Origin of the sequence: Flavobacterium sp. HBTb2-11-1 (genome assembly GCF_009826975.1) — a bacterium.
Taxonomy (GTDB): domain Bacteria; phylum Bacteroidota; class Bacteroidia; order Flavobacteriales; family Flavobacteriaceae; genus Flavobacterium.
The window spans coordinates 68,276-87,167 of sequence record NZ_WUMO01000008.1 but is presented as its reverse complement, the minus strand read 5'-3'; the positions used below and the strand labels follow the sequence as shown (position 1 = coordinate 87,167).

Sequence of the window (18,892 nt, the reverse complement as noted above, 5' to 3'; positions counted from 1 at the left end):
AAGTCGCTAGCTCTAAAGCAATATATAAAATAAAACCCTCAGATTTTGAGAACTCAAAATCTGAGGGTTTTATCATATACTTAAAATAAAAAACTTAACACCTTGGCGTCTCAGAAGCTTAGCATGTTTCTAACGTCCAAATCGATAATAATCCAAATCTGTATTTTTTTTGTTGTAAAGTGAATCCAGGATAGAATTTGTTCCCAATATGCTGAAGGTGATTCCGTTTCCGCCGAAACCTAGAATATAATGTTCGTTTTTTCTCGGATTTGGCTTTCCGAAATAAGGAAGACCATCTTTAGTTTCTCCGAAAGTTCCTGCCCAGGAATAATCAATTTTAAAATCTAAATCTGGGAATCTTTTAAAAAATTGTTTTAAAAGATATTGTTCTTTTTTAGGCAGCAATTTATCGCGCTTTTTGGTGTCTTTAAAATCTTCGTCTCCGCCACCCATTATAATGCGGTTATCTTCTGTAGTTCTTATGTAATGATAAGGCGAAGCGGTATCCCAAAATATAGTATGTCTGAAATTTTCTGGAAGATCAGACTGACTCTCAGAGGCAATAACATAAGTGCTTTTTAAATCGACCACTTTTTCCTTCAGAGTTTCTGTGCTCTCATAACCTGTGCAATGTATTATGTGATCAGCCGTAATAACATGTTTTGAGTCTGTAGTGGCAATAATTTTACCTTTTTGATGCTGTATGGAAGCAATATTAGTGCGGTCAAAAATCTGCATGCCTTTTTCATGACAATGAAACAGAAGATCACTGGCAAGTTTAAACGGATCCATAACAGCTGCAGTTTTAGATTCAATTCCTGCAATGGCATTCAGCCCCATTTTTTGCAATTCTGATCTGCCCAGCCAGCTGATTTCAAAACCATGTTGCTTTCGGGCTTTAAACTCATTTTTTAAATAAGGCACATCTTTTTTTAAAGTAGTGAAATAAACGCTTTTCTTGAATTCGAAACCACAATCGCAACCTACTTCATCAATGATATTTCGAAGGTCAAAAATTGCTTTTTTTCCATTCTGATAACTGTCTACGGCGCATCTTGTGCCACGAAGTTTAATGAGTTGATGTAGTGGAACATCAATTTCATATTGAAGAAGTGCTGTACTTCCAGAAGTGCTTCCGCCACAGACATCGCGACGGTCTACAAGAACAATTTTTTTTCCTTCGTTAAGTAATTTATAAGCTGTTAAAGCGCCTGTAATGCCACCGCCAATTATTAAAATGTCGGTGGTAATATCGGAATCAATTGAAGGGTAACTTTGTTTTATGGCATTTTTTAACGGCCAATAGGTTTCAGTAGAGCTCAATTTCATTTTTTGGTTATTTTTTTAGAGGTATTTTGGGTAGTTTTTTTGATGTTATCTGGTTTTATATTTTTTTCTTTTTTACGATTATGAAGTTCATTTGCTTCGGCAATTGAATGCGAAGTTCTTATAGTTCGGTCCTTCTTTGCCAATTGGCTCAAATGATGATAATATTTTTGGATAATGATCATCTCTTCTTCAGTCATACTTTCAATGTCGACTAAACTATTGCTGGATAATTCATTTGATGCTACGAGTTCGTTTAGTTTTAACTGAATGGCAAGCGAATCCTTGTTTTGGGCTTTTTGAATTAAGAAAACCATCAAAAAGGTAATAATGGTTGTGCCTGTATTGATGACCAATTGCCAAGTTTCAGAATAATCGAAAATAGGTCCCGAAGCCGCCCAGCCCACAACAAGGGCCAACGCACCAATAAAAGCTGGAGTGCTTCCAGCAGCTTTAGACACTTTTGTAGCAAACTTTTCGAATGCACTGTTTTTATGTTGAGATTTAGAATTCATTATTTCTTTGTTCTGGGGTTGCTCACTTTTTCTTCTCGAATAACTTTATTGTTTTTTTCATCATAAACAGCAGGGTTAATTTCTTGGCCTGTTTTACTGAATATTTTAATTTTTGGAGCTTCATGCGTTCCAGTAATTACGATCGGAAATCCGATGATTCCAAAAAGCGGAAGACCTAAACGCATTCTCAGATCCAAAAGTCCGTCAAAGCTTGTAGTTCCTTTAATGGTTGGCCTAAAACTGGCTACACTAAAAGTAAAAGGCTCTATACTAATAAGATTTTTATCGATTGTCGATTTAATTTCAATTCCTTTCATATCAGGATTATTCAAACCGTTTTGCCCTGTTTTAGAACTAATTCCATCAAAAAGTTTCAATCCTTTAATTTTCACATCACGTAAATTAATCGTTCCTCCACCTTGCATTGATTCATAAATAGGACCCATATTTCCGTTCAAATCTCCTTTTACCTTATAGTCGACAGAAATTATTCCGTGTGCTTTTTCAGCTGCTGTGACCATATCATGAAACATCGGAATTTCTTTGTAAGCTCTCTGTACATCAAAGTCTTTTGCCGTAAAATGAGCATCAAAATGTGCAGAGGTTGGAGACTCATCTTTATAAAAAGCATTAATCCCTAAAACACAGTCAATGATATTAAAGGTAATATTTTCTAAGTAAAATCCTTCTTTTTTTACACCTATTTTTCCATTTAGTTTGTTAAAAACCAATTTATTATATTCAATTTTATCTGCATTTGCATTTAAACTGACATTTAGGTTTTTCGGAATAATGACCACACCGCTCATTTTCGGATGATCTTCTTTGGCATATTCCACTTTAATGTCTCGATCATTATTTTCGCCTTCTTTGAGCGCCATAAATTCATCCACGTTAATCAATTTTGATTTCAGATTGAAATTACCGCTTAAAGTTCCTTTTGATTCTAAGAAGTAATTAATGGTGTTCAACAGATAGCCATTGATATCAAAATCTGATTTTCCATAAGCAGCATTGAATTTTTCAAACCACATTTTTTCGTTCTGAAAACGGAAATTTCCCTGTTTGATATAGAACGCTTTTGGAAACAATTCGGATGTTGCTTTTATATTTTTTAGAAGTAAAGTTCCTTTATTATCTAGTTTGTCATACTGTCCCGTTGTGGCATAACTTTGTTTTCCTTTTAAAGAAAGATCAGCTTTGGCATACCCAGTTAAATCCAAACCTTTTTGTGAGAATACCTGATAGATTCTGCCCACGTTCAACTCGCCTTTAATCTTGGCATTATAAGCCAGATCATTAAAATCGGATAATGTTGCATTGACATACACCGGGTTTCCTTCAAAAACAAAAGAGAAAGGCGCCACAGCAACAATCAAATCTTGATAGGTTCCCACTTTATTTAGCACATTGGCTATAAAAGTGATATTGGTAATTGGATTTGGATAATACTTTGTTTTAAGCCATCCGTTTCGCAAAGAAATACCGCCGATCGTTTTTGGAAATAATTTTTTAGAAGTACTGAAAAGTCCGCGTGCTTGAATATCGGTTTTTAAAATACCTTTTAGATCAATATTTTCCAGACCTAAAGCAGCATCTACAACAGCAAGGTCTAATGCGCCCTTCAAACTCGCATTAATCGACATTTCGCTTAAACCTTTGCTGTGCAGATAAGCATTAAAATAGTCTTTTTCGCCAACTTTAAATTTAAATGTTCTCAAATTAACCAGCAATTGTTCGGTATCCAAAGAAGGAAGCATGGCATTTAAGTCCATTTGAAAATCAGTTAAAGGAACGGGCGCGTTTTGATAATTTACAGCACCGTTATTGATTTTTAAATTGAAAGCCAAGTTTGGTTTTTGCTTTTTTGGAACATTATAATCTCCTTTAAAAGTCAGCAGTAAATCGCTTCTTCCTGAAATTTCTGTTCTTTCAAGCCACGTCAAATATTCGGGAGGCATTACAGAAAATAAATCTTTTACGGTTGTATTCTCAGAAGCTGCTTTTATATTGATTTTGTATCCGTCTCTTAAAATGGTAAATAAACCTGTAAATTTTAGAGGCAGTTTATTGATATGAAGTTCATTTTTTTGAAGAATAAAGGTAAGAGCGTGCGTATTGATGCGGGTAATCAAATCGGCGCTCACTTTTTTTCTTCTCAAATAGCCTGTTCGATCATAAAAGAAATCGAGATTGTCAATTTTGGCATCGGTTGCGAGGTCAAAAATATCTTCACTCAAATTTCCTTTTCCAATATAATTAAAACCTTTTGCATCAATCAAAATCTTAGCGGAACGATCATTATATTTTACATGGCAGTTTTGTAAATCAATCCGTTCTAGTCGAATTGCAGTTCCTTCTTCTGGAGCATTTGGATCTTCTTTTTTATCTCTGTCTTCAGGAGCTACATAAATGTTATAATTGGCCTGACCTTTTTCGTTGACCATTACATTAATCAAAGCATCAGAAACATACAGTTTGTTGATTTTAACTTCGTTATCAAAAAGCAATCTCTTAATGTCAATTCCAAAAGCAACCTGATCTGCTTTTAGCAATGTATCATTGCTGAAAGGCTTAGAACCCGTTAATGACAAATCATCAAGAGCAACAGTTAGTGAAGGGAAATGTGTAAAAAATGACAGCTTAGATTTAGTAAATTCCAATTTGGTATCCAGGCGTTCGTTGGCGATTTTCTTTACTTCTGTGGCAATTTTTCCAGGAAAAAGCAGCGGAATAATAAACAGCAAAAACAGAATCACCGCAATCGTAATTCCAGTAATTTTTAAGACTTTTAAGGCGGTATGTTTTATTGAACTAGGCATATACTTTTTGATTGTGAATTATAAATTGTGAATTATGAATTGTGAAACATACGCTCAGGAAAGCATAAAATGAGAATTGGAATTTTGGAACTTAAAATTTGGAATTATTTTTTGGCATCTTCCTGTTTTTGCTGTTCTTCTTTCTCTTTCTGTTCCTTTTCCTTGGCAGCTTTTTCCTGTTCCTCTTGCTTCTCTTGTCTTGCTTCTTGTTTCTCTTTTTTCGCTTCCTCTTGTTTTTCTTTTCTTTCCTCAGCCTTCTCCTTTTTTTCCTTCTCTTTTTTCTTGAAGTAACCTCTAAAAAGGAAATTACTTTTTGCAGCTTCCATATTTTCGCTGAAACCTTTTGTTCCAGTTTCTAGATTAGAAAGCGTATTCGAAACGCTGTTGGCCATTTTATCGTCTTTCACCAATCTTGCTAAAGCACCGTTCCCATTGTTCATGCTGTGGCTGAAAATGGCAAGTTCCTCAGAAATGATACCGACATTATCTACACTTTTCTTCACGCTTTTCATCAGATCCTGCATTTCAATTCCGTCAACAGAAGCAATCTGTCCGTTGTCTTCGATAACTTTTTTAGATTTGGCGCCGGGTGAAATGGTCAGCACTTTGTCGCCCATTAGACCATCTGAACCAATACTGGCTGTGGCATCGGTTTTAATAAATTTTCGAACTTCTTCTTTCATTACTAAAACCACTACGACTGTTGAGTCATTTTTTAGCTGAATTTGTTCTACGGTTCCCACATTAATTCCAGAGAAACGAACATTGTTTCCGACTTCTAAACCGCTTACCGTTTTAAATTGAGAAGTGATATGAAAGGTAGATCCGAAAAGGTTTTGCTGCTTTCCGATAAAGTATACGGCCATTATAAAAAGCAGTAAACCTATCGTTACAAACATTCCCAATTTCCAAGTATATCCAGATTGCTTTTCCATGATTTCTATTATTTATTTTGCTTTATTCAAAAAATGAGCGTACCCATTCGTCTTCGTCTTTTTCTAATTCTTCGTATGTTCCTTCGGCGTGAATCACCCCCTCTTTTAAAACCACAATTCGGTCGGCGGTCATTTTTGCGCAGGCCATATCGTGGGTGATAATAATCGAAGAGGTTTTTTGTTTGTGTTTAATGTCCAGAATCAATTCACTTATTTCTCTTGATGTTATAGTGTCCAAACCCGTTGTGGGTTCGTCATACAAAATGATTTCTGGTTTTAAGATTAAAGTGCGAGCCAAGCCAATTCTTTTTCTCATACCACCCGAAAGTTCAGACGGCATTTTATCTACGGCATCTGCCAGTCCCACATTTTCTAGCGCTTCCATTACTTCGTTTTCAACTTCTTCAGGGCTTAAATCGCGTTTGTGTTTGGTCAATGTAAAAGCTAGATTTTCTCTAACTGACATCGAATCGTAAAGTGCTCCGCTTTGGAACAAAAATCCGATTCGGACTCTAATTTCATTCAGCTCGCTTTTTGAGATATTAAGAACGTTTTGATCAAAAACTTTAATTTCGCCTTTGTCTGGTTCAATCAATCCCACAATACATTTTATGGTAACCGATTTTCCAGAGCCTGAACGTCCTAAAACCACTAAATCTTCGCCTTTATTCAAAGTGAGATTTACGCCTTTTAAAACGGCATTATCTTTACCAAAAGTTTTATGCAGATCTTTAATCTCGATAATCGGAGTCTGATCTTTTTCTTTTGTTTTAGGTTCTTTATGTAATTTTTCCTTCATCATTTTAAAAGAATAAATCGGTTATTTGTACAGCGACCATATCGATAATAAAAATGCTCAACGATGCTGTCACCACAGCAGAATTGGCAGCTTGTCCCACGCTTTCTGTTCCGTTAGAAGCATTAAAACCTTTGTAACAGCCAATAATTCCGATAAAAAATCCAAAGAAGAAAGTTTTGAGAGTGGCTGGAAGCAGATCTAAGTATTCTAAAGACTGTACAATCTGGGTTAAAAAGCGGTAAAAGTTGACATCGCCATGAATGTTAATGCCTACATAACCGCCAATAATTCCAATGGCATCTGCAAAAAACACCAAAATAGGAACCATCAAAGTACAGGCTAAAACTCTGGTCACTACCAAATAGTTGTACGGATTTACCGCTGACACTTCCATGGCGTCAATCTGTTCTGTAACTTTCATCGATCCTAGTTCGGCACCGATTCCAGAGGAAATTTTTCCTGCACAAATCAAAGCAGTGATTACTGGAGCAATTTCTCTTATTAGAGAAAGCGCCACCATTCCAGGAAGCCAAGATTCGGCACCAAATTTCACCAATGTTGGGCGTGATTGAAGCGTAAGCACCAGCCCCATAATAAAGCCTGTGATAGCAACGAGTGGGAGAGATCTATAGCCAATGACATAACATTGTCTGAGAAACTCTTTGGTCTCATAAGGCGGAATCAAAACTTCCTTAAAGAACCTTTTGGCGAATATAGTTGTCTCTCCAATTTCGGCGAATGTATTTTTAATATTGAGAATCAAAATAGTTTTGTTTTTAGTGTGAATTATGTAATTTGAAAATCAATTATTTAACAGTTTTTTTCAACTCATTAAATTCTATACGAAAGTTAGCCCTATACTTGTTAAAATATATTACACAACTTTTTTGAAGCCTTATATAATTTTCATAAACACGCAATAATTCAAATAAATCGACGTTTTGAGACCAAACAAAAAAATCCCTTTCATTACGAAAGGGATCTAAATTGATTTATACTTTTTTAGCTAAATATTATTCTGTAAATTTTTTAAATATAGAACTGGCTACATGACCACCAAATCCAAAAGTATTACTCATTGCATAATTCACTTCTCTCGATTGTGCTTTTCCAAGAGTTAGATTAAATTTGTCTGCAAAATCTCCTTCTACGTTTTGAGTGTTTATAGTTGGTGGTACAATATTTTCTTGAACAGATTTTATGCAGGCAATTGCTTCAATTGCTCCTGCACCGCCAAGTAAATGCCCAGTCATTGATTTTGTGGCACTTATATTCGCGTTTGGATTTATTCCAAATACTTTTTCAACAGCTTTAAGTTCACTTAAATCGCCAGTTGGAGTAGAAGTTGCATGGGCGTTAATGTAATCAATTTGATTTGGTGTAATTCCAGCTTCCTCTAAAGCAAGTTCCATTCCTAAAACGGCACCTTCACCTTCAGGATGAGTTCCTGTTAAATGGTAGGCATCGGCAGCTAATCCGCCACCAACAATTTCGGCTAGGATTACTGCATTTCGTTTTATAGCATGTTCATAGCTTTCTAAGATAACAACTCCGGCCCCTTCGCCCAAAACAAATCCATCTCTTGTGATATCAAAAGGGCGTGAAGCTTTGGTGTAATCTTCATTTAATGTAGACAATGCTTTTGAAGCATTGAAACCTCCAATTGAAGATTCTGAAACCGAAGCCTCAGAACCGCCGCTAATAATCATATCGGCTTTGCCCCAGCGAATGTAATTAAATGCATCTATGATGGCAGTATTACTCGCAGAACAAGCCGCAGCTGTAGTGTAATTTACTCCTCGAAGACCATATTTAATAGAAATAACTCCCGAAGCTATATTAACAATTCTTTTTGGAATAAAAAAAGGACTAAATCGCGGAGATCCATTTCCTAGTTTATATTCTCCAAATTGTTCTTCAAAAGTTGATATACCTCCGTCACCGCAGCCCCATATTACACCAATTCTGTTTTTATTTAAGTTTTCAAAATTGATATTGGCATTTTTTATGGCTTCGTCTGTAGCATGCAGAGCATACTGTGTAAAAAGATCGTATTTCCTAATCTCATTTTTTTCGAAAATATGCTGTGCATCAAAGTTTTTAACTTCACATGCAAATTTAGTTTTGAAATGTGTTGTATCAAATCTTGTAATTGGAGCGGCACCGCTTACTCCATTTATTAATGAATTCCAATATTCCTGAACACTATTTCCAATCGGAGTTACTGCCCCTAATCCTGTTATGACGACTCTTTTCATTATTTCTTAGGTCTTAATTCTGTTAATATTGTTTCTTTTACCAATTCAAAATCATCGTCGCTTGTTAGTCTTGATAGCTGGACGATCGCGACCATATTGGTAATTATCATTATGGCTTTTGTTCTTGGTAACATCTCATAGGCAAATTGGTTAAGTTCTTTTCCTTCGATTAAAATTTCAGTTAGCCAATTGATTACAATTTGGGCAAATTTCTGAAGTTCTGTTTTTATGGAATTGTCCAGTGTATTTAAGTCTGTAGCTAATGATCCTACTATACAGACCTTGTTTTCCTTTTTAATTTGTGTCTGAACCTCTAAGAAAGCTTGAAGTTTTACTAATGGAGACTCATTGGCAACTTTTTTCTTTAAAGCTTCACATCTTGCAATATGTTCCTTAATGGTCGCTACGCCAAGATCTGATTTTGTTGGGAAATGATAATGAATAGAAGCCGTTTTTATGCCTATATCATTAGATATATCTTTAAAGCTAAACGCATTGTAGCCTTTATCTCGAATAAATTGATCTGCTTTATCTATAATATTTTCTTTTGTAGTCATAGCGATAATTTTTACGACAAAGATACTACCTATTAGTAGATAGGCAAATTTATTTCAGTATATTTTATAAACAAAAAATCCCTTTCATTAAGAAAGGGATTTTCAGGGTTTAAATGAAGTATTTGGTTAGCTTCAATTTCTTTTGTTATAAATTTATAGCAATGCCGCTTCTTGATTTCATTAAAGGGATGACACGTGATTGTGACATGGCCAGTTTTTCCATTAATAATCTTGCGGTTAAATAGCACACTGTAGATTCTGCACCTTGATTTAGGTTGACATTATGTTTCTCAAGCCCGTCGTAACCACCACCGCTTACGGGATTATACATAATCTGGTTCAAATGGTTTTTTCCTAAAAACCAGTTAAATGCGACTCTCATTTTCTTTTTGTATTCTGGAGTTTTAAAGGCGTTATAAAATGCATTTAAAGTCTGAATCGTGTAGGTGACATCAATTGGCTGTTCGCCGTACTGATGCGGTTCCGAACCTTTGTGATGCCAGCTTTGGTTTGAAATAGCTTTGAAAGTTCCTTTTATAAAGGTTTTTGAAATCAAGAAATCTAAAGAGTCCAATGCTACTTTTTTGTAAACTGGTTTATTGGTAATTAAATAAGCGTAAAGCATTGATTCTGGCAAAATGCTGTTTCCATACGTCAGATAATTTTCAAACCATTGCCAATCTTCTGTGGCAGTGTCTTCGTAATTCGCCAGCAATTTTGCATTTAGCTTATTGATGATGGCGGCAACATACAAATTCGGAATGGTTGAATGGTATAAATACAGTCCTTTGGTAGCAAAACCAATTGAACGAGGCGACTGGATATTTTCAGCCCATTTTAAGGTATTCAATAAACATTTGGTTGCCTTTTTGGTTATGGCTTCTGGGAGAATATCCGACATAGAAACAACAGTTCCTAGAGCCCAAATGGCTCTTGCATTTGAATCTTCAAGATTTACTTCGGCATTTTGCTCAATATGTTCGCGGTTTTCCTTATCGACATAATTGATAAAATCTCCTTTTGGTTTCTGACAGCGCTGAATGAAATCTAAATAAATTAAGATATAAGCGAGATCATCTTTGTCTTGAGTCAGTTTATAATGCATGCAAAACGCTATTAAAGCTCTTGCATTGTCATCTAAAGTATATCCAGAATCTAAATCCGGTATAGAAATTTTACTGAACTGAATAATTCCTAATTCTGTAGTCAGTTTTTTGATATGTTTCAACTGAATAGGAGGGTAACTGTATTTGATTTCTGAAGGATTTTTGATCAGGTTTTTATAAGTATTCATTTGCGTGATGGCAACATTTTCCCACGATGAAGCTCTCATTTTGGTAAATGAATTGATTCCCATTTCGTGTCTTAAATTTTCATCCTCAATCAATTTAATTGCTGCTGACGCAAATTGATCGGCATCTCCAATATCACATAAAATTCCGGAATCTTCAGTTAAAACTTCTTTAGTATGCGGAATTTTAGAGGCCACAATCGGGCACGCACAGCTCATCGCGTAAGCAAAGGTGCCGCTCACTGCCTGATTCGGGTCTTTTGAGGTAAACATGTAAATATCTGTCGCTTTCAAATATTCTAAAAGCTGATCGGTATCTAAATATTGATTGATAAAACGAACATTGTTCTGAAGATTTAATTCGTTAACTAAACCTTCCAATTTATCACGATACGTGTCAATTCCGTCTTTAATTAAGTTAGGGTGTGTTTTGCCAATAATTAGATACAAAGCATTTGGCGCTTTTTCTATAATTTTTGGCAAAGCCTGTAAACCTGTCTCTATATTTTTACCTTCGCCCAAAAGTCCGAAAGTAGCTAAAACCAGCCTATCTTGAATTCCTAACTTTTCTTTTGCCTGTTCTGGAGTTTCGTATATAACGATATGGGTTCCATGAGGTACGCAAGTAATTATTTCTTCATTGATGTCGTAGTCGTTGATTAGTATTTCTTTAGATTTATTAGTCATTACAAAAACCGAATTGCTATAGCTCAAAAGCAGTCTTACGAATGTTCTCAATTCGTCGTTCGGATTCGGAATCACACTATGGAAAGTATAGGTAACAGGTGCTTTAATAACATTTAAAAAATCTAAAAGATGGTCTCCGTAATTTCCTGAAAACAAACCAAACTCATGCTGAATATGCACTAATTTCACAGTTTCATCCTGATTAATTTCCTCAGCGACTTTGGCATATTCTTCTCGATTTTTGGTGTTTAAGGTAAATGCTTGTGTTGGTTGGTCTTTAGGTTTATCAACAAGTTCACATATTTCGCATTTGATAGATTTACCGTAAACATCTGTGATTCCTTTGATGGTATCTTGAGTATAGGTTGCTATGCCGCATTGCGTAGGCGGAAAAGTAGATAAAAAAACGATTTTTGATTTATTTGATATTGTTTTCATGAGAGTTCATTTTTAATTCGGTTAATAACTCGTTAAGGTTCAGAGATGCCACCGCAATCTTATCATCGGCGGCGCCATAATAAATATATAGTTGGTCATCAAAAATGGCAGTTCCTGTCGGGAAAACCACATAATTGACATAACCATGTCTTTCGTAATATTCTGAAGGAGTGATAATGGGTTTGGGCAGTCTTGCAATAACTTTTGATGGATCTTCTAAATCCAGTAAAACGGCTGCGGCGTGATAAACCAAACCTTTCTCTCTTCTTTCAGCAGCATGATAAATTAAAAGCCAGCCGTCTGCTGTTTCTATCGGCGGGGCTCCAGGACCAATATGACTTGTTTCGTAATCATATTTTGGTTCCATTATAATATGATCGGGAAGATTTTTTAAATAGTTTTTCCAAAAATCTTCCGTCAGTTCTGATTTCTTTTCAAACGAAAAAATCTGAATGGATGGAAATAGGCGATGCAAGGCAACAAATTTCCCATTGAATTTCTTCGGAAAAAGAACCACATTTTTATCCCATACAAACAGATTCTCTTTAATAGTTTCCGTAAGCGGATAATTTCTTTCTGTATTAAAAGCTAAAATCTTTGCAATGCTCGGATTCTGTAAATGCTTTCTAATAAGATTTGTAAATTCGTTAAGAATAAATTTTGGCGTTATAATTCCCTTCTTCTTAAAAATTTTTAAATCTTTTGAAACTGCCAAAGCGCCACAAGCGTTGATTCCATCATAAGTAACGTAAGTCATGTAAAACCTGTCGTCTATTTTAGTGATTCTCGGATCTTCTACACCATGAATCTCATAAATGTAATCGGGCACAAAAACCGGCTGAGTGCTCCTTTCAACCAATGTGGTCGGACCTTCAAAACGGCAATATCCAATGGTTGAAAAATTTCCTTTTTTGGCAGCTCTGTAAAACATGTGTACAGTATTTCCGTCTTGATAAATAGCAGGATTTAAAACGCCTAATTCTTCAAAAGTCCGATCTGTTTTTTCTAAAATGACGCCATGCTTCCTAGCTTCTTCCATTACCTTATAAATTTTATCTAAAATTACTTTGAGATAGAAGCGGCAATTAATCCAATCGATCAAAAAATTAACTCAAAAGCGTAAACATGGTAATTCTGTAAGGCGTGGAAATAATAGTGAAAGTCGCGTAGGTTCTAGTATTGCTTCAGTTTTTATTGAGATAATAATAAAGCGTATTGAGTTAACAAGATTTGTAGGAATAAAAGAACTTTGAGATAAACAAAAAAGGCTTTTAAAATAGTCATATTAAGAACTTAAAAATCAAATATTATGTTACGTTGGACAGTTATATTTATCATTTTGGCTATTATAGCCGGAATTTTTGGGTTTGGCGGAATTGCCGCTGGAGCCGCAGGTATTGCAAAAGTTTTATTCTTCATCTTTTTAGTGCTATTTATCATATCATTAATTACAGGAAGAAAAAACGTTTAATTTCTAAGGTTCAAAGGTTCATAGTCGCAAAGGTTCAAGGGTTTTAATCTTTGTAACTTTGTGCCTTTGTCCCTTTTTTATTTCGAACAATATTTTAACAGTTATGTCTCGCGCCAAAGCCTTTAAACCTTTGCAGCTATGAGCCTTTGAACCTTAATCTTAGTACCATTTTGCATAATATTTCCGAGTTATAAATGCTATCGGAATCCCTACACAAAAAATCACAATAAGTATAGAAAGCAATAGCGGAAAATCTAGTTTTTTTTCTGGTAAAACTGGAAATACGATGGGGAGAACCACAAGATTCATTACAACCCAAATAAAGAAGCCATAAGAAACTCCCGAGAGTAAAGTGTTTATTTTAAAAAATGGGATATAAGGGAAAATCTTAAAATAAAACCAAGCAAAAATAAAAGCAATTAAGAAATGAAGTCCCAAACCCACAAAAGTCATTTCTGTTCCTGCTGTATAAGCCTCTTTTTTAAAAATTCCGCTTGCAATAGATTGTAAAATTTTTTCGGCTGTTGTTTTATGGAGTATCCCTGCATAAATCAAAATAGCGGCAGTAATATCTAATGTCCCTGCAACTAAACCAGATGAAACAATGGTTCTAACTTTTGATCTCATAAAAATTGTTTTGAGTTAAATACTGATCTATTGTTTTTTAATATGTTCGTAAATCGATTTTAGCTGCTGTGTATGCCTCTGCGTGTGCACAATGGCAAAATGAAGCCATTCGTAAATCGTGAAATGTTCAAATCCAGGTACTTTAGCATCCAGGCACGTCAGCGTTAAATCGTAAATTTCTGCAGCTTCAAACAAATCATTTTGTATTTTTTTTACAGAAGCCAGCAGAGTGCCCTTTTCATAATCAATAGCAGGAGGTTTTATGTTTTCGGGTGATTGGTATTTAGTGGTATAATCTAAAAAGATGAAGTCGAGTCCTTTTACATTTTCGTCAGGTTCTCTGTGGGTTTTTTCGGTTTTTCCAGCAAATAGCATGGTAAGACCTGAGCAGGCTAGAATAGTATGCCGTACAGTTTGTCCAGCTGTCCAGCTTCCTTCAAACGGAACAATATTGATTTCTTCTTTCGAAAAAGAAGAAAGTAAGTCACCTAAATTACTATAGGTTTCCAATATGGTATTTTGAATCGCGCTTTTCATTTTTTTTTAATTTTAGAAATTAAAAATTCGACAGTTGCTGTATACCGATTGGTTAAATAAAACCTCAGTACAGGATCTGGCGAAATTAAATTTATAGAATTAGGGGAAATGATACTCCTTCAAATATACAATAAAAAATATTAAAATACTATAAGTCAAGTATTTGAGGAGTGTTAATTTTTAAGGGAGCACTTCGCAGAAGTAACCATGCGAATTTACAATATCGATAATTTTTGTATTCGAAATGGCGGGTGCATGAATGCGGAGGATTTTGTCGCAATCTTCTAAATCGAAGTTGATCGAGCCGTTGGGATAGTGCTCAAGAAGCTTCTCAATGATGATATTGCATTGAGATTCTTCTTGAACATTTGTTTTAAAAACTTCAATCATAAAGTTTTGATTTTTAGAGCGCTATATTTTTATAACGCTGTATTCTGTGATATGTTACATAAGAAATAATTAAAACTGCAAAAACAATTAAAGGAAAGAATCCTTGAAAACCGATTCCGTCAACCGCAAAATGGCTTATGGAAGCAAAAATGAAATCAAAAGCAAATCCTGCATAAGCCCATTCTTTGATTCGTCCAGGCACTTGCGGAATAATCAAGGCTAAAACGCCAAGGATTTTAAACACAACTAATGCATTTCCGAAATATTCCGGATAACCAAGATGTTTGATTCCTTCTTTGGCTAATTCGGTTTGCGAAGTCAATGCCGGCATAACGCCTTCAAATAAAAAGATTAAAATAGTAGTAGTCCAGAAAATGATTTTGGTTGTCTTCATGGGGTATTTGTTTTTAAAAGATTATTAGTTAATGTATTACAAATGTACTATTCTTATCTTTTTACAAAATACCTATTTATGACTATTTTGGGGGCATTTGGGACAAGATTGATTTTTGAGAGGTACAAAGATGCTAAGTGACAAAGGTCCAGAGTTTTTTACTATGTTTAGATTTACTCGTGTTTGTTATGTCATCCTGACGAAGGAAGGATCGCACAAGTGACTCGACAAAGATTGGCAGGAATTACTTTGCGGAATTTCTAGTGTGATCCTTCCTTCGTCAGGATGACATAAAATGAGGAAGTTTGGAATTTAGATTTTAAAATTTGGAATTTAACTCAGTTGATAATTCGTAATCGTAAACAAATCCTCAAAACCTAATCTCGTATAAATGCCTTTTCCTAACGCAGAAGCTTGTAGTTGCGCATATTCGCAATTGGCATCAATGGCTTCATTAATGGCAAATTTCATGATTTCTTCTGCATAGCCTCTTTTGCGCATTTCTGGGATAACACCGACACCGTGAATTCCCATTATCTTGCCGGTTTGAAAAAGAGTAAGCGTTCCTATTGGTTTTTCTTCAAAATGAACTAAATAAAACTTTGCATTTTCGTAATTAGCAACCAAAGTTTCTTTGCTGATTACATAATTGAAAGACAGTGGATAAATGTCAGACCAAGTTTTGGCATCTTCTTCATTTAAAACTCTTTTGAAAGCAAGATTATTTTGAAGCGTAAACTTTTGATCTAGTTTCAGAGCCATAGCCGCAAGTTGATTACGAATTGAAAAACCATTTTTTTCAAAAAATTCATTCGAATTGCTTCCAAAAATATCCCAATAGGGAACAACTAATCCCGGGTTCTTTTCAATAGTTTCCTGTATCTGCAAAAGATCATCTTCAGTAATATCTTCTCGGAACCATAATCTATTTGGCCAGCCAGAGTTTTTGATTTGAGAAAATTCTAAAAAATCGTTTTGATGATAAGAAAGGAGAGACGCCGCAGCAGTTTTCCAAAGAGTGGTCAAATTATCAATATTGTCTTTAATGAGATTTATAGAATTCATTGTTAATGCCGAGTTTTTATTATAGAACAAAGATAAATTCAGTTTTTCAGAAAAGCCTTTACATATGTTGATTCACGAATCTTTTTCCAGACTTTTTCTGATTCGGCTTAACTGCGTTGGCGTAATGCCTAAATGCGAAGCGATATGCAATAGCGGAACCCGATCGGCGATTGTTGGATGCGATTCGAGAAGTGTAAGATATCTTTCTGTCGCATTCTGCATCACTAGCGCCACTTCTCTTTGTTCTTTTTCGATAATCCAGTTTTTCTCTAAATAGGCAATATAAAAGGTCTTAAGATCGTCATTTTCGCTAATCAACTGGATATATTTTTTGTAATTAAGAGTGATTAAAATACAATCTTCTAAAGCTTCGATCGTAAAGTCGGAAGGAGTTTGCAGCATTGATGAAACTTTAGAGCATGCCAGTTTGTTTTCAAGAAAAAGGTTTTTGTTATAGAAATTCCCCTGTTCGTCTGTAATAAAAGTTCGCAAAATTCCTTTTGCAATAAAATAAAGATTTTTGCAGATTTCCCCATTTTCTAATACTATTTCCCCCTTTTTGACGGTCTGGAAATGTGTTAAGTTTTCAATCAACTTCCATGACTTTTCAGAAATAGGAGCGTAACTTTCGAAATATAATTTTAGATTGTTGAGGTATTTCTGTTGGTCAGATGTCATTTTATTTTTGCTTTTGCGAAAGACTAAAATTAGATAAGTTTTTTGTTTGATGCAAGCTGGTTTAATAGCTCTCGCAAAGTCGCAGAGGCGCAAAGTTTTTTTAGTATTTCTTTCACGCAGATTCTGCTGATTTAAGCAGATTTATTTTTAAAATAAATAAAAGATCTACATAAATCTGCTATAATCTTTTTAAATCTGCATGAAAAACAAAACTTTGCGACTTCGCGTCTTTGCGAGAAACTCAAAAAGACTTTCGCGTCCTTTGCGCAAACCTTCGCGCCCTTTGCGGTTAAAAAACTAAAAAACGCCATGAAACCTAAGTCCCACAGCGTTTTCATCTCAAAAAATAAATAATTAACGGGTAATGTAACGAGGTATTATTTCCAGCCTCCGCCTAAAGCGCGGTATAAATCTGTATTGGCTGTAAGCTGTTGTCTTTTAATATCAGCAAGTTCCAATTCGCTTTGCAAAAGATTCGCTTGAGCTGTTAAAACTTCAAGATATTCTGCCAAACCATTTTTGAACAAAAGATTTGCATTTTTAATAGCCTGCTGTAATGTTTTTACTTTTTCTTTCAAGAAAGTTTCTTGCTGCTGTAATTTTTCTACTTTAACCAAAGCATCAGAAACTTCGCTTACCGCAACCAAAACCGATTGTCTAAAAGCTAAAACGGCTTTTTCTCTTTCTGCTAAAGCAATATTATATTGCGTTTTAAGTCTTTTGTTATTCAAAAGCGGTTGTGTTAAACCTCCTGCAACAGTTCCGAATAAAGAAGCCGGAATGTTGAACCAATTGCTGGTTTCAAAAGAGTTTACGCCGCCTTGAGCCGTAATTCTGAGAGCTGGGTATAAATCCGCTTTCGTGATACCGACATTTGCGTTGGCGACTTTAAGAGCCAATTCGGCACTTTTTACATCAGGTCTTCTGCTTACTACGGCAGAAGGAATTCCGATTGCTGTATTATGTTTCACTTCAAGTGCGCTTAAACGAACCGTTCTTTCTTTAGAATTCGGAAAAGAACCTGTTAAAACACTCAAAGCATTTTCCTGAATAGCAATATTTTGTTCCAATAGTGGAATCAATTGTGCTGAGTTTAATTTCTGTGCTTCCGATTGTTGAATCGCTAAATTGGTTACCTGACCAGCATCGTATTTTAATTTGATAATATTTGTTGTACTATCATTTAAACGTAAATTTTGTCTGGCAATATCCAATTGTGCGTCTAACATCAAAAGATTATAATATCCTCTAGAAACATTGGCCACAATATTGGTTTGCAATGCTTTTTTTACTTCTTCAGATTGAAGATATCCTGCGTAAGCCCCTTTCTTTTGGTTTCTGATCTTTCCCCAAATATCAGCTTCCCAAGAAAGAGAAGCTCCAGCAGAATAGTCGTCAATATGTTTAGCACCAATGGCTTGATTTAAGTTTAATCCTGTAAAACTATTGTCTGACGGATTACTTGTGCTTGCGTTTACAAATAAGTTAACCTGAGGCACATTTCCCCATTTTGACTGTGTAAAACGGTATTGTGCAATTTCGATGTTCTTTTCAGCAATCTGAAGGTCGTTGTTTCTCGCAACGGCGCTGTCAATTAATTTGATAATATCTTTTTCTGTAAAGAAATTTTTCCACTCCACATCGGCAATACTGGTTGTATCACTCGAAACCGATGCATTCCTGAAATTCTCAGGAAATGCATCTTTTGGAGTTTCAATATCCTTAGAGACTTTACAGGATATTAAAGTCGTGATCAGAATGGCGAAGGTCACGATTTTGGTTATATGATTTTTCATTAGTCTTTTTATTAAATTTCTACCCGTTGGGTTTATTCTTTTAAACACATAGAGACATAGTTTTTGAGGGCTCTAGAAAGGCGTTTCACTTGTTTTAAATGCACATAGTTTTGCTATGTGTTGAAACTAGTTTCTTCTAATCTCTCTTTTAGACATACAATTCTATGTCTCTATGTGTTAAAATATATTTTTTTAAATCTCACTAGCAGATTAAATTTCTGTACAAGTATCTTTTCTAGTTTCAAGATCTCTTGAGATTCTGTACGATATATATCCGATGCCAAATATGATGGCAACAAGTATGGT

18 protein-coding genes are annotated in these 18,892 nt (G+C 35.1%); 1 reads left to right on the top strand and 17 read right to left on the bottom strand.

The window, feature by feature from the left end; translation table 11 throughout:
* Window positions 1–129: 129 nt before the first annotated feature.
* The 10 genes from GR162_RS17840 to GR162_RS17795 all read right to left on the bottom strand — a co-directional run bounded on the left by GR162_RS17840 (window position 130) and on the right by GR162_RS17795 (window position 12,667).
* A complete protein-coding gene (locus GR162_RS17840) occupies window positions 130–1,329 on the bottom strand; it encodes an FAD-binding oxidoreductase (RefSeq protein ID WP_160783223.1) in 1,200 nt (399 codons plus the stop codon).
* On the bottom strand, window positions 1,326–1,841 hold the full coding sequence (locus tag GR162_RS17835; protein WP_160783222.1) for a low affinity iron permease family protein: 516 nt from the start codon (window positions 1,839–1,841) through the stop codon (window positions 1,326–1,328). Before GR162_RS17835 ends, GR162_RS17840 begins: the two co-directional genes overlap by 4 nt.
* Window positions 1,841–4,663: an AsmA family protein gene (locus GR162_RS17830; RefSeq protein ID WP_160783221.1), complete on the bottom strand. Its 2,823-nt coding sequence runs from the start codon at window positions 4,661–4,663 to the stop codon at window positions 1,841–1,843. Before GR162_RS17830 ends, GR162_RS17835 begins: the two co-directional genes overlap by 1 nt.
* 104 nt (window positions 4,664–4,767) lie before the next feature.
* On the bottom strand, window positions 4,768–5,598 hold the full coding sequence (locus GR162_RS17825) for an MlaD family protein (protein WP_066034196.1): 831 nt from the start codon (window positions 5,596–5,598) through the stop codon (window positions 4,768–4,770).
* A 22-nt stretch (window positions 5,599–5,620) separates the two neighbouring features.
* Window positions 5,621–6,397, bottom strand: a complete 777-nt coding sequence (locus GR162_RS17820) for an ABC transporter ATP-binding protein (protein ID WP_370516257.1) — start codon at window positions 6,395–6,397, stop codon at window positions 5,621–5,623.
* A gap of 4 nt (window positions 6,398–6,401) precedes the next feature.
* On the bottom strand, window positions 6,402–7,160 hold the full coding sequence (locus GR162_RS17815; protein ID WP_008467754.1) for an ABC transporter permease: 759 nt from the start codon (window positions 7,158–7,160) through the stop codon (window positions 6,402–6,404).
* A gap of 250 nt (window positions 7,161–7,410) precedes the next feature.
* Complete coding sequence (fabF, locus tag GR162_RS17810; RefSeq protein ID WP_160783220.1) at window positions 7,411–8,655, bottom strand: beta-ketoacyl-ACP synthase II; 1,245 nt, start codon at window positions 8,653–8,655, stop codon at window positions 7,411–7,413.
* On the bottom strand, window positions 8,655–9,212 hold the full coding sequence (locus tag GR162_RS17805; RefSeq protein ID WP_008467749.1) for a TetR/AcrR family transcriptional regulator: 558 nt from the start codon (window positions 9,210–9,212) through the stop codon (window positions 8,655–8,657). Before GR162_RS17805 ends, fabF begins: the two co-directional genes overlap by 1 nt.
* Window positions 9,213–9,357: 145 nt before the next feature.
* Complete coding sequence (locus GR162_RS17800) at window positions 9,358–11,628, bottom strand: glycosyltransferase (protein WP_160783219.1); 2,271 nt, start codon at window positions 11,626–11,628, stop codon at window positions 9,358–9,360.
* Complete coding sequence (locus GR162_RS17795) at window positions 11,609–12,667, bottom strand: pesticidal protein Cry7Aa (protein ID WP_160783218.1); 1,059 nt, start codon at window positions 12,665–12,667, stop codon at window positions 11,609–11,611. The genes GR162_RS17800 and GR162_RS17795 overlap by 20 nt, the downstream gene beginning before the upstream one ends.
* A 270-nt stretch (window positions 12,668–12,937) precedes the next feature.
* Here GR162_RS17795 and GR162_RS17790 point away from each other — a divergent pair, with 270 nt between their 5' ends.
* Window positions 12,938–13,099, top strand: a complete 162-nt coding sequence (locus tag GR162_RS17790; RefSeq protein WP_160783217.1) for a DUF1328 family protein — start codon at window positions 12,938–12,940, stop codon at window positions 13,097–13,099.
* Between the two features lie 159 nt (window positions 13,100–13,258).
* Here GR162_RS17790 and GR162_RS17785 read toward each other — a convergent pair whose 3' ends face one another.
* The 7 genes from GR162_RS17785 to GR162_RS17755 form a co-directional block, all read right to left on the bottom strand.
* Window positions 13,259–13,726: a hypothetical protein gene (locus GR162_RS17785; RefSeq protein WP_008467741.1), complete on the bottom strand. Its 468-nt coding sequence runs from the start codon at window positions 13,724–13,726 to the stop codon at window positions 13,259–13,261.
* A 27-nt stretch (window positions 13,727–13,753) separates the two neighbouring features.
* Entirely contained in the window at window positions 13,754–14,263 is a 510-nt protein-coding gene (locus GR162_RS17780) for a DinB family protein (protein ID WP_160783216.1), read from the bottom strand.
* Between the two features lie 180 nt (window positions 14,264–14,443).
* Window positions 14,444–14,653 (bottom strand): hypothetical protein, encoded by a 210-nt coding sequence (locus GR162_RS17775; RefSeq protein WP_160783215.1) that lies wholly within the window; start codon window positions 14,651–14,653, stop codon window positions 14,444–14,446.
* Between the two features lie 13 nt (window positions 14,654–14,666).
* A complete protein-coding gene (locus GR162_RS17770; RefSeq protein WP_066034202.1) occupies window positions 14,667–15,047 on the bottom strand; it encodes a DoxX family protein in 381 nt (126 codons plus the stop codon).
* A gap of 333 nt (window positions 15,048–15,380) precedes the next feature.
* Complete coding sequence (locus GR162_RS17765) at window positions 15,381–16,112, bottom strand: GNAT family N-acetyltransferase (protein WP_160783214.1); 732 nt, start codon at window positions 16,110–16,112, stop codon at window positions 15,381–15,383.
* Window positions 16,113–16,184: 72 nt separating this feature from the next.
* Complete coding sequence (locus tag GR162_RS17760; protein WP_160783213.1) at window positions 16,185–16,790, bottom strand: Crp/Fnr family transcriptional regulator; 606 nt, start codon at window positions 16,788–16,790, stop codon at window positions 16,185–16,187.
* 377 nt (window positions 16,791–17,167) lie between these two features.
* Complete coding sequence (locus GR162_RS17755; protein ID WP_160783212.1) at window positions 17,168–18,586, bottom strand: TolC family protein; 1,419 nt, start codon at window positions 18,584–18,586, stop codon at window positions 17,168–17,170.
* Between the last annotated feature and the right edge of the window lie 306 nt (window positions 18,587–18,892).